The following is an 11,239-nucleotide window of genomic DNA, read 5'->3' on the forward strand; positions in this document are numbered from 1 at the left end:
CAGATCCGGGACCCATAGCCACAGGATTGAGTTTGGCGAAGACTCGTGGTTGCCAGTTCGTGCGACAACTTCTCCCTGGGGTTATGGGTCCCGGATCGGCGCGCGCTTGGGGCGCGCTTGTCCGGGACGACGACTGAAAATGTTGCGGACTCCTGAAGCTACCCCAACATCTGCGTATCGCCGCAAATCGAGATCGCCTGCCCCGAGATCGTGCGGCCGCGGGGGCTGCACATGAAGAGGATCTGGTCGGCGATCTGCTCCGGTGTCACGTAGTCCTTGATCGAGGTATAGGAGAACGCGATGCGCTCCATCTCGGCGTAGGAGATGCCGCGCTGCTGCGCTTTCGCCTCCAGCACGCGGCGCTGGCGGTCGCCGGCGACGAGGCCGGGCAGAATGGCGTTGACGCGGATGTTGTCGGGGCCGAGCTCGATCGCCAGCGATTTCGTCAGACCGATCACACCCCATTTGGCGGCGGCGTAGGGCGTGCGCATGGCAAAGCCGACCTTGCCCGCGGCCGAGGAGATGTTGACGATCGAGGCGTTCTGGCTTTCGCGCAGCAGGGGCACCGCGAGCCGCGTGCAGTTGAACTGGCCGGTGAGGCAAATGTCGAGGCAGCGATCCCAATCCTCGGGATTCATCTCCTCGACCTTCGAGGTCGGCCCGGCGATGCCGGCATTGTTGACGAGCACGTCGAGCCCGCCAAGCTGGCGCTGCGCCTCGTCGAACATCTTCTGCACGGCAGCACGATCCGACACGTCGCATTGCGAGCGCGTCAGCGCAGCATCGCTCCTGGCGAGCGCCGAAAGCGCCATCTCGTCGACGTCGCAGACATGCACTTTTGCGCCCTCGCCGGCAAAGCGGCGGGCGATTGCAAGACCGATGCCGTTGGCGCCCGCGGTCACCAGCACGCGCAACCCTTTGATGTCGAGATCCATGATGGCTCCGTCCGATTCGAAATGCTAAGCGTGACGTTAGATCAGAGCCACGCCGGAGTGCAAACCATGGCCCGCAAAGTCATCATCACATGCGCCGTGACCGGTGCGATCCACACGCCTTCGATGTCGCCGGCACTCCCCGTAACGCCGCAGGAGATCGCGGATGCGGCCATTGACGCGGCGGAGGCCGGTGCCGCCATCGTGCACCTGCACGCGCGCAACCCCGAAACCGGACAGCCCGATCAGTCGCCCGAGGCGTTTGCGCCGTTCCTCAAGATCATCAAGCAGCGCTCCAACGCGGTGATCAACCTCACCACCGGCGGCTCGCCGACCATGACGGTGGACGAGCGGGTGCGCCCCGCAGCGGTCTACAAGCCGGAGGTCGCCTCGCTCAACATGGGCTCGATGAACTTTGGCTTCTTCGGCATGCTCAACCGCTTCAAGACCTTCAAGCATGAATGGGAGCGCAAGCATGTCGAGAACAAGGACATTGTGTTCCGCAACACGTTTCAGGACATCGAGTTCGTGCTGAAGACGCTGGCGGAGAGCGGAACCCGGTTCGAGTTCGAATGCTACGACACCGCACATCTCTACAACCTCGACTATTTCCTGCAGCAGGGCCTCGTAAAGCCGCCGCTGTTCGTACAGACCGTGTTCGGCCTGCAGGGCGGCATCGGACCGCATTCGGAAGACGTGCTGCACATGAAGCGCACCGCAGAACGGCTGTTCGGCGACAAGTTCATCTGGTCGGTGCTCGGTGCCGGCCGGCATCAACTGCCGATCGCCGCGATGGCGGCCGCCATGGGCGGCAACATCCGCGTCGGGCTGGAGGACTCCCTGTGGGCCGCGCCCGGCCGCATGGCCTCCTCGAACGCCGAGCAGGTGCGGCTCGCCCGCAAGATCATCGAAGGCCTCGGGCTGGAGGTCGCGTCGTCCGACGAGGCTCGCGAGATGCTGCACCTGAAGGGCGGCGACACGCTACAGGTGTAATCTCCGTCGTCCCGGACAAGCGCGCCACACCTCAGGTCGTCATTCCGGGGCGCGCGCCGCGCGAGCCCGGAATCCATAGCCACAGTGAGTGGTTTGGCGAAGGCTCGTGGTTACCACTTCGCACCACAACATCTCCCTGTGGCTATGGGTCCCGGGCTCGCTTCGCGCCCCGGGACGACAGCGGAGTTTATGGCCGACTGCCCCGCCACTCTCACATTATGAAAGACGGCCGCGTGCGGCCTTTCGGTGAAACGCGACCGCCTGCGGCCTTCCGTCATCCGAATTACCAAGACGGCAATGGGACTTGCCGGTTGCCTGCCCCGGTCCGCATGGCTATCGTCACCCCAAACAGGCCGCAAAGGCCGACACAGAGGGAGGATGAGCATGCGGAGCGTGCAGGCGCTCGCCATTTTGGCGGCGCTATCGTTGCTGGCGGATCCCACCACCACTTTTGCAGGCGAGCCCAAGCAGGGCGGGATCCTGCGGATGTATCACCGCGACAGCCCGGGCAATGCCTCGATCCATGAAGGCGCGACCTATTCGATCAACGTGCCGTTCATGGGGGTGTTCAACAATCTCGTCATCTACGACCAGCACGTCGCGCAGAACAGCCCCGACGCGCTGAGGCCCGAGCTGGCGGAGAGCTGGACCTGGGTCAACGACAACAAGACGCTGACCTTCAAGCTGCGCCAGGGCATCAAATGGCACGACGGCAAGCCGTTCACCTCGGCCGACGTGAAGTGCACCTTCGACATGCTGATGGGCAAATCGCAGCAGAAGTTCAGGCAGAACCCGCGAAAAGCCTGGTACAACGAGGTCAACGACATCTCGACCAACGGCGATCTCGAGGTCTCCTTCAATTTGAAGCGACCGCAGCCCTCGCTGCTGGCATTGCTCGCTTCGGGCTACACGCCGGTCTATCCCTGCCACGTCTCGCCCGGCGACATGCGCACCAACCCGATCGGCACCGGTCCGTTCAAGTTCGTCGAGTTCAAGGCCAATGAATCGATCAAGCTGGTCCGCAATCCCGACTATTGGAAGAAGGGCCGGCCCTATCTCGACGGCATCGAGTACACGATCATCACCAACCGCTCGACCGCGATCCTCGCCTTCGTCGCTGGCAAGTTCGACATGACGTTCCCGACGCACATCACGATCCCGCTGCTGAAGGACCTGAAGTCGCAGGCGCCGAACGCGACCTGCGTGGTCGAGCCGACCAACGTCTCCACCAACATCATCGTCAATTCGAGCGCCGCGCCGTTCGACAATATCGACATCCGCCGCGCCATGGCGATGGCGCTCGACCGCAAATCTTTCATCCAGATCATGTTTGAGGGCCAGGGCGACGTCGGCGGCACCATGCTGCCGCCACCGCAGGGGCTCTGGGGCATGCCGAAGGACATGCTGGAAAGCATTCCCGGCTACGGTCCCGACGTGAACAAGAACCGCGAAGAGGCGAAGAAGCTGATGCAAAAGGCGGGCTATGGTCCGGACAAGCATCTCGCGGTGAAGGTTTCGACGCGCAACCTCGCGGAGTATCGCGATCCCGCCGTGATCCTGATCGACCAGCTCAAGAGCATCTATATCGACGGCGAGCTCGACGTGGTGGAGACCGCGAACTGGTTCCCGAAGGTGGCACGCAAGGACTACATGCTCGGCCTCAACCTGACCGGCAATGCCGTCGACGATCCCGACCAGTCCTTCTACGAGAACTATTCCTGCGGCTCGGAGCGCAACTACACCAATTACTGCAACAAGGAGATCGAAAAGCTGTTCGACGCGCAGTCCCAGGAGACCGACGCGGGCAAGCGCAAGAAGCTGGTCTGGGACATCGACAAGAAGCTCCAGGAGGACGTCGCCCGGCCCATCATCTTCCACGCCCGGGCCGGCACGTGCTGGCAGCCCTATGTCAAGGGTATCACGATCATGTCGAACAGCTCCTATAATGGCTTCCGTTACGAGGATGTGTGGCTGGACAAGTAGCGCGTCAGGCTAAAGACTAGGGCTCGCGGGAGGGCGAAGGATGTTTGCCTATCTGGTGCGGCGCCTGTTCCTGATGCTCGTGACCCTGTTCGGGATCTCGATCGTCATCTTCTTCCTGTTGCGTGTCGTTCCCGGCAACATCGTCGACATCCTGTTCGCGGCGGCCGGCTATGTCGATCCCGCCGACAAGGCCAATCTCGAAAAGGAGCTCGGCATCGACCAGCCGCTGATGGTGCAGTACTGGCACTGGATCAGCGGCTTCCTGCGCGGTGATTTCGGCTACTCCTACGTCTCGGAGAAGCCGGCGCTGCAGGAGATCCTGCCGCGGATCCCGATCACGGCGCGGCTGGCCGGGCTGGCGCTGCTGTTCTCGGCGTCGATCGGCATTCCCCTCGGCGTCATCAGCGCGGTGAAGCAGGGTACGCGGCTCGACTATGTGCTGCGCGTCATCAGCCTCAGCGGATTGTCGCTGCCCTCGTTCTGGCTTGGCCTGCTCATCCTCACCGCATCGGTTGCGATGTTCGGCCAGATGCCGATCTTCAACCCTAACCCGCAAACCTGGCTGGAGGCGTTTGCGACCTACGCGGTGCCGGCCGCCGTGGTCGGCTTCCGCAGCTCGGCGCTGACCATGCGCATCACGCGCTCCTCGATGCTCGAGGTGCTGCGGCAGGACTACATCCGTACCGCGCGGGCCAAAGGCGCCTCGGATGCGTCGGTGAACTATAACCACGCCCTGAAGAACGCGATCTTGCCCGTCATCACCGTCATCGGCATCGAGGCGGCGTTCCTGATCGGCGGCCTGATCGTCACCGAGACCGTGTTCAACATTCCCGGTGTTGCCCGCTTCCTGGTCGAGGCGATCCGCTGGCGCGACTACCCAATCGTGCAGAACCTCGTGATGTTCATCGCCGTGGTCGTCGTGTTCGCGAATTTCACCGTCGACATGCTCTACGCGGTATTCGACCCGCGCATCCGCTTCACGGATTGATGGAATGATGCAGATTGCAGGCCGATACGGATCTCTTCGCCTCTCCCCGCTTGCGGGGAGAGGCCGAAATTCGCGCGAAGCGGGAATTTCGGGTGAGGGGGACTCTCCGCGAGTCCAACTGTCACCGCCCCCGGGGAGAGCCCCCCTCACCCCGACCCTCTCCCCGCAAGCGGGGCGAGGGGGAAGGTAAGCATATGGCCGCGATCGACTTTGATGTTGAACTGAGACGCGCCGGCGCCAATGCGACCGGCGGCTGGCGGCGCGTGCTGTTTCTGGCGCAGCGGCACGTGCTGGGCGCCGCCGGCCTCGTCATCATGATCCTGTTCGTGTTCACGGCCATCTTCGCCGACTTCCTCGCCCGCTTCGATCCCCTCTCGGTCGATGCCGCGCATGCGCTGGCCCGCCCGAGCATGGCGCACTGGATGGGCACCGACTCTTTCGGCCGCGACGTGTTCAGCCGCATCATTCACGGCGCGCGGATCTCGCTCGCGGTCGGCATCGGGTCGACCACGCTCGGTGCCTCCATCGGCGTCATCGTGGGCCTCACCTCCGGTTATCTCTCCGGCTGGGTCGACCTCGTGTTCCAGCGCGTCTCCGACGTCCTCCAGGCGTTGCCGCTGCTGGTGCTCGCGCTGGTGATGACGGCGGCGCTCGGGCCGTCCCTGCCGAACGTGATCATTGCGATCGCCATTCCCCTGATCCCGACGGTCGCGCGCGTGATCCGCGCCAACACGCTGGCGCTGCGCGAGCAGCCGTTCGTGGAAGCCGCGAAATCGATCGGCATGAGCGAGGTGCGGATTGCGCTGCGCCACGTTCTGCCCAACACGCTGGCGCCGTTGATCGTGCTCGCCACGGCGCAGCTCGGCTCGACGATTTTGACCGAAGCTTCGCTGTCGTTCCTCGGCCTCGGCATTCCCGAGCCGTATCCGTCCTGGGGTCGCATGCTCTCGGAATCGGCCGCCGAATATGTCCGCACCGCGCCGTGGCTGGTGATCTTCCCGGGGATTGCGATCAGCCTCGCAGTGTTCGGCACCAATTTGTTCGGCGACGCCTTGCGCGACATCCTCGATCCCCGGCAGCGCGGCTGATGGCTGAGAGCGACGATATCGTGCTCGAAGTGAAGAACCTGAAAACGGTGTTCTTCACCAATTCCGGCCTGTTCAAGGCGGTGGACGACGTCTCGTTCAGCGTCAAGCGCGGCGAGACGCTGGCGATCGTCGGCGAATCCGGCTGCGGCAAGAGCGTGACCGCGCTCTCGCTGATGCGGCTCGTGCCCGATCCACCCGGCCGTATCGTCGGCGGCTCCGTGACGCTGGAAGGCACCGATTTGCTCGCGCTGGACGAGGCGCAGATGCGCGCCATCAGAGGCAACCGCATCTCCATGATCTTTCAGGAGCCGATGACCTCGCTCAATCCGGTAATGCGGATCGGCGACCAGATTACGGAAGCCGTGCGGCTGCACCGGAAGCTGTCGGCCAAGGAGGCGCAGGCCATCGCGGTCGAGATGCTGCGCCTGGTGCGCATTCCGGAGCCGGCGCGGCGCGCGCGGGAATATCCGCACCAGCTTTCGGGCGGCATGCGCCAGCGCGCGATGATCGCGATGGCGCTGGCCTGCCGCCCCGTGCTGCTGATCGCGGATGAACCGACCACCGCGCTGGACGTCACCATCCAGGCGCAGATTCTGGCGCTGATCCTCGATCTCCAGAAGGAGCTCGGCACCGGCCTCGTGCTGATCACGCACGATCTCGGCGTGGTCGCGCAAACGGCGCAGCGCGTGATCGTGATGTATGCCGGACGAAAGGTCGAGGAGGCGACGGTCGAGCAGCTATTCGCCGATCCAAAACATCCCTACACCCGCGGCCTGATGGCCTCGATCCCGGCGGTGCCCGCACCCGGCGTCGCGGCGCAGGCGCGGCTGAACGAAATTCCCGGCACGGTGCCTTCGCTGGTGCGCCTGCCGAAGGGCTGCGCCTTTGCACCGCGCTGCACGCTCGCGATCAAGCGCTGCGAGGGCGAATATCCGCCGCTCGAAGATCTCGGCGGCGGCCACCTCGCCGCCTGCTGGCGCGCGGCCGATGTCGCGGAGGCCGTGGCATGACGGAAGCGCTGTTGGAGGTCACCGACCTCATCAAGCATTATCCGGTGCGCGCCGGCGTGTTGCGGCGGCAGGTCGGCACGGTGCATGCGGTCGACGGCGTCAGCTTCGCGCTGGCGCCGGGCGAGACGCTCGGCCTGGTCGGCGAATCCGGCTGCGGCAAGTCGACGGTGGCGCGCAGCGTGCTGCGGCTGGTCGAGCCGACCTCGGGCCAGATCCGCTTGCGCGGCGAGGACATCACCCGTCTCTCCAAGACCGAGCTGCGCCCGCACCGCCGCTCGATGCAGATCGTGTTCCAGGATCCCTTTGCCTCGCTCAATCCGCGCATGACCGCGGGCGACATCGTCGGTGAGCCGATCATGGTGCACGGGATTGCGACCGGCAAGGATCTGGAGACGCGCGTCGCAAAGCTGTTCGAGCAAGTCGGATTGCGGCCCGACCAGATGCGCAATTTTCCGCATCAATTCTCCGGCGGTCAGCGCCAGCGCATCTGCATCGCTCGCGCGCTCGCGCTCGGGCCGGAGCTGATCGTCTGCGACGAGCCGGTCTCCGCGCTCGACGTCTCGATCCAGGCGCAGGTGATCAATTTGCTGATCGACCTGCAGCGGCAATACGGCTTCTCCTATCTGTTCATCGCACATGATCTCGCCGTGGTTGCCCATATCAGCCACCGCGTCGCCGTGATGTATCTCGGCCGCATCGTCGAGATTTCTGACAAGGACGAGCTGTTCAGGAATCCGCGCCACCCCTACACGCAGGCGCTGCTCGCCTCGGTGCCGGTCGCCAATCCGCACACCAAGCGACTGGCACCGCTGGTCGATGGCGACGTGCCGAGCCCCGTCAACCCGCCTTCCGGCTGCGCGTTTCATACGCGCTGCCGCTTTGCGATGGATCGCTGCAAGACGGAACGGCCGGCGCTGGTGGATGCCGGCGGCGGGCACCAGGTCGCGTGCCTGCTGAATGAGGGGACGGGGCGGAGCCAGTAGCGGCTGTCGTTCTTCGGGGCATCGATTTGATATCCCGAACAGGCCCCAACGCCCGGATCACCGGCCAGGCGGCCAGCGCTGCACCGAGATGCTTGAGGGTGTGGCCCGAGACGATGTGCCCAGTCGCTTCGAATACGGTGACGTCACCCAGCTCGAAAAGTTTTGCCAGCACATAGAAGACGAGCATGCCGCCCAGCGGCACGCCAAGCGCACGAGGCACAGGTCGCGTCAGCGCCAGTCCCACGGCGAGCGCCAGGCCGCCGAACTGCACGACCGCCCATGGCGTGAGGTTCTCGCGTGCCACCCACGCCGCGAGCAAGCCCGCAGCGGCGACCAGCACCACCACCGCCTGACCTGCACGCGCGCTGATGCGCTCGCCGGCCGCGATGCCCAGAAAGCCCGCGAACACCACCGCCATGCCGAGACGGTCGGCCACCAGCCGCTCCGGCGCGTCAGGGGCCAGATGATAGTAGCTCGACCCGATGCAGGTCAGGATCAGTCCCACAAAGAAGCAGATTGCACCGGCATGCGCATCACGGCGGGCACGCAGCCGCGCGAGGCCCCAGACACCCATCGCGAGGAACGGGAGATTGCTGAGCACGTCGCCCGCATTGGGCAGGCCCATCCAGGTGCGGGTGTCGACGAAATGCGCCACGTGCCACGCGGATGCGGGGAGCGCGGGCGCGAAGAGCGCTACCGAGGTCAGGATGAAGAGCGCGCAGATCAGAAAGTTTTCGCGGGCTTGCGGTGCGGCGGGCCACGGCCGGCGGGACGGAGCTGGGAGCATGGCATCGACCTCTCGGGTTCATCTGCGCGCAAAATGGGGCCTTCCCCACATCTTGAGCATTGCTCACAATTTGTATCCGAAGATTGAGCAACGCTCAAGTTTTATGTTGCGTCACCCACGCGAGGACGGCATCGCATTGAAATTACTATGAATTATTGACGAGACGGGGATCGACCCGCCACTTCTTCGCCCGCCGGACCGTCGATGCGCTATCTAACTCGTCGCTTGATCGGCCCCGATCTCCACCACGATCCTGCCCGTGGTCACCTGCTCGCCCTCGGCGACGTCGATCGCCGCGATGACGCCGTCGATGCCGGCCTTGTGGACGTGCTCCATCTTCATCGCCTCCAGCGTCATGACAGGCTGTCCCGCAGTAACGCGGTCGCCCGGCCTGACGAGAACGGCGACGACGCGGCCGTTCATCGCAGCACGCACCTTGCCGTCGCCGCCATTGGCGGCAGCTAGCTTCGGCGCGGCGAGCGTGAGATCGGTTGCCGCGAGCGGCAAGCCACGATGCTGGACGTACAGTCTGTCGCCATCGCGATAGAATTTGGCGGTGTCCATCACGCCGGCGTGGCGGAAGCGAATTGCATCGGAAACGAGCTGGTCGATCTCGAACATGTGCGTCTGTTCGCCGGCTGCAACGACATAGCTGCCGTCGCGCTCGCGCCTGACGTCGAGCTCGTGCGCATGACCGCCGATCTCGATCTTCACGGGCAGCGGGAAGGTCGCGGCAAGGCTGCGACCGCTGCGCCATGACGGGGCGTGCGGATTGGTGACGTAGAGGAGCAGGCCTGCAAGCGCTGCATCGGACGCGCTGTCCTTACGCGACGCCAGCAGTTCGTCGCGGTGCGCGCCGATGAAGGCCGTGGTCGCCTCGCCCCTGGCAAAACCGGGATGACGCAGGCACGACATCAAGAACGCCTGGTTGGTCGTGACGCCAAAGGCGACGAGTTGCTCCAGGCCGACGATTAAACGTCCCCGCGCCTCCTCACGGCTCGCGCCATGGCTGATCACCTTGGCGATCATCGAATCGTAGAACGGCGGGATTTCCGAGCCCGATTGCAGCGCGTGCTCGACGCGGATGTCATCAGGCACCTGCCAGCGCACCATGCGGCCGGACTGCGGCATGAAATCATGCGCGGCGTCTTCCGAGCACAGCCGCACCTCGATGGCGTGGCCTGAGAAACGGATGTCCTGCTGCTTGACGGGCAACGGCTCGCCGCGCGCGATGCGCAATTGCAATTCAACGAGATCGAGACCGGTGATGGCTTCGGTCACGGGATGCTCGACCTGGAGACGGGTGTTCATCTCCATGAAGTAGAACTCGCCGCGTTCATCGAGCAGGAATTCCAGCGTGCCGGCGCCCTCGTAGCGCAACGCCTTGACGGCAGCGACCGCCACCTCGCCCATCTTCGCGCGCAGCTCCGACGTCACTGCGGGCGACGGCGCCTCTTCGATCAGCTTCTGGTGTCGGCGCTGCACCGAGCAATCGCGCTCGCCGAGATGGATGGCGTTCCCGTGCGCGTCGCCAAACACCTGGATCTCGATGTGGCGGGGATTCTGGATCGCACGTTCGAGGATGACGCTGCCGTCGCCGAACGCGGCCTTGGCCTCGGAGCGCGCACTGCGCAACGCATCCGGGAACGACGCCGTGTCAGCCACGAGCCGCATGCCGCGGCCGCCGCCGCCGGCGACCGCCTTGATCATCACGGGGAAGCCGATCTTCTTGGCCTCCGCGAGCATGACCTCGTCGCCCTGGTCGGCGCCCTGATAGCCGGGGACGCAGGGCACGCCGGCCTTCTTCATGATGTCCTTGGCGCCGGCCTTGTTGCCCATCGCCAGAATCGCCTGGGGCGACGGGCCGATGAAGACGAGGCCGGCATCCTTGCAGGCCTGCGCAAAGTCTTCGTTCTCGGCGAGGAAGCCGTAGCCGGGATGCACGGCATCCGCTCCGCTCGCCTTGGCTGCAGCGATGATCGCGGGGATATTCAGATAGGACTGCGCGGGCAAGGCCTCGCCGATACGCACGGCCTGATCGGCCTGCCGTACATGAAGGGAATCGCGATCCGCATCGGAATAGACGGCGACGACGCCGAGGCCGAGGCGGCGCGCACTGCGCATCACGCGCAATGCGATCTCGCCGCGGTTGGCGACCAAAACCTTGAAGAACGCTTGACGCTGCACTGATCCGTTCCTCATGGGCGGGCCACCGAAAACTGCATGCGCTGGGGTGTGCGCGTATCGCCTTCACGGCAGATCGAGAGCACCTCGGAGAGGAGCGCACGGGTGTCGCGCGGATCGATCACACCGTCGTCGAGCACGCGGGCGCTGGTGGAGAACACGTCCATCTGGCCGTCGAACACGCCGACGATCTGCGCCTTCATGGCCTCCAGCTTCTCCTTCTCGATCGGCTTCCCGCGGCGTGCGGCGGCCGCCTCCGTCACGATCGCCATGGTCTCGGCGGCCTGCTCG

The 11,239-nt window shown here is 64.8% G+C and carries 8 protein-coding genes and 1 pseudogene; 6 read left to right on the plus strand and 3 right to left on the minus strand.

The features are described from left to right. Positions 1–158 precede the first annotated feature (158 nt). The gene (locus C2U70_RS05885; RefSeq protein ID WP_140976972.1) at positions 159–935 is read right to left on the minus strand and encodes an SDR family oxidoreductase; all 777 of its coding nucleotides are present in this window, start codon (positions 933–935) and stop codon (positions 159–161) included. Positions 936–1,001: 66 nt separating this feature from the next. Between C2U70_RS05885 and C2U70_RS05890 the strand changes: the two genes are divergently transcribed. From C2U70_RS05890 to C2U70_RS05915, 6 genes are all read left to right on the plus strand, one after another. Then, positions 1,002–1,925 carry a 3-keto-5-aminohexanoate cleavage protein gene (locus C2U70_RS05890; RefSeq protein ID WP_140976973.1) on the plus strand — a complete coding sequence of 308 codons (924 nt, stop codon included), beginning with the start codon at positions 1,002–1,004 and terminating at the stop codon, positions 1,923–1,925. A gap of 384 nt (positions 1,926–2,309) precedes the next feature. Beyond that, positions 2,310–3,908 carry an ABC transporter substrate-binding protein gene (locus tag C2U70_RS05895; protein ID WP_140976974.1) on the plus strand — a complete coding sequence of 533 codons (1,599 nt, stop codon included), beginning with the start codon at positions 2,310–2,312 and terminating at the stop codon, positions 3,906–3,908. Positions 3,909–3,948: 40 nt separating this feature from the next. Continuing rightward, the gene (locus C2U70_RS05900; protein ID WP_140976975.1) at positions 3,949–4,896 is read left to right on the plus strand and encodes an ABC transporter permease; all 948 of its coding nucleotides are present in this window, start codon (positions 3,949–3,951) and stop codon (positions 4,894–4,896) included. Between the two features lie 194 nt (positions 4,897–5,090). Continuing rightward, positions 5,091–5,984: an ABC transporter permease gene (locus tag C2U70_RS05905; RefSeq protein WP_186294084.1), complete on the plus strand. Its 894-nt coding sequence runs from the start codon at positions 5,091–5,093 to the stop codon at positions 5,982–5,984. Continuing rightward, positions 5,984–6,994, plus strand: coding sequence for an ABC transporter ATP-binding protein (locus tag C2U70_RS05910; protein ID WP_140976977.1), 1,011 nt, complete (start codon positions 5,984–5,986; stop codon positions 6,992–6,994). The genes C2U70_RS05905 and C2U70_RS05910 overlap by 1 nt, the downstream gene beginning before the upstream one ends. Further along, positions 6,991–7,977: an ABC transporter ATP-binding protein gene (locus C2U70_RS05915; protein ID WP_140976978.1), complete on the plus strand. Its 987-nt coding sequence runs from the start codon at positions 6,991–6,993 to the stop codon at positions 7,975–7,977. The genes C2U70_RS05910 and C2U70_RS05915 overlap by 4 nt, the downstream gene beginning before the upstream one ends. 1,000 nt (positions 7,978–8,977) lie before the next feature. On the opposite strand, the gene C2U70_RS05925 is transcribed toward C2U70_RS05915, so the two are convergent. Further along, positions 8,978–10,966 (minus strand): acetyl/propionyl/methylcrotonyl-CoA carboxylase subunit alpha, encoded by a 1,989-nt coding sequence (locus C2U70_RS05925; RefSeq protein WP_140976979.1) that lies wholly within the window; start codon positions 10,964–10,966, stop codon positions 8,978–8,980. Beyond that, positions 10,963–11,239: pseudogene (locus C2U70_RS05930) on the minus strand (acyl-CoA carboxylase subunit beta); the annotation flags it as partial. The gene C2U70_RS05925 and the pseudogene C2U70_RS05930, both read right to left, overlap by 4 nt.

The sequence above is a fragment of the Bradyrhizobium guangdongense genome (assembly GCF_006483445.1).
Taxonomy (GTDB): Bacteria; Pseudomonadota; Alphaproteobacteria; order Rhizobiales; family Xanthobacteraceae; genus Bradyrhizobium; species Bradyrhizobium guangdongense_A.

Coding starts and splice junctions, on each gene's coding strand:
- C2U70_RS05900 (WP_140976975.1), top strand. CDS start 3,949: ATGTTTGCCTATCTGGTGCGGCGCCTGTTCCTGATGCTCGTGACCCTG.
- C2U70_RS05905 (WP_186294084.1), top strand. CDS start 5,091: ATGGCCGCGATCGACTTTGATGTTGAACTGAGACGCGCCGGCGCCAAT.
- C2U70_RS05910 (WP_140976977.1), top strand. CDS start 5,984: ATGGCTGAGAGCGACGATATCGTGCTCGAAGTGAAGAACCTGAAAACG.
- C2U70_RS05885 (WP_140976972.1), bottom strand. CDS start 935: ATGGATCTCGACATCAAAGGGTTGCGCGTGCTGGTGACCGCGGGCGCC.
- C2U70_RS05925 (WP_140976979.1), bottom strand. CDS start 10,966: ATGAGGAACGGATCAGTGCAGCGTCAAGCGTTCTTCAAGGTTTTGGTC.
- C2U70_RS05895 (WP_140976974.1), top strand. CDS start 2,310: ATGCGGAGCGTGCAGGCGCTCGCCATTTTGGCGGCGCTATCGTTGCTG.
- C2U70_RS05915 (WP_140976978.1), top strand. CDS start 6,991: ATGACGGAAGCGCTGTTGGAGGTCACCGACCTCATCAAGCATTATCCG.
- C2U70_RS05890 (WP_140976973.1), top strand. CDS start 1,002: ATGGCCCGCAAAGTCATCATCACATGCGCCGTGACCGGTGCGATCCAC.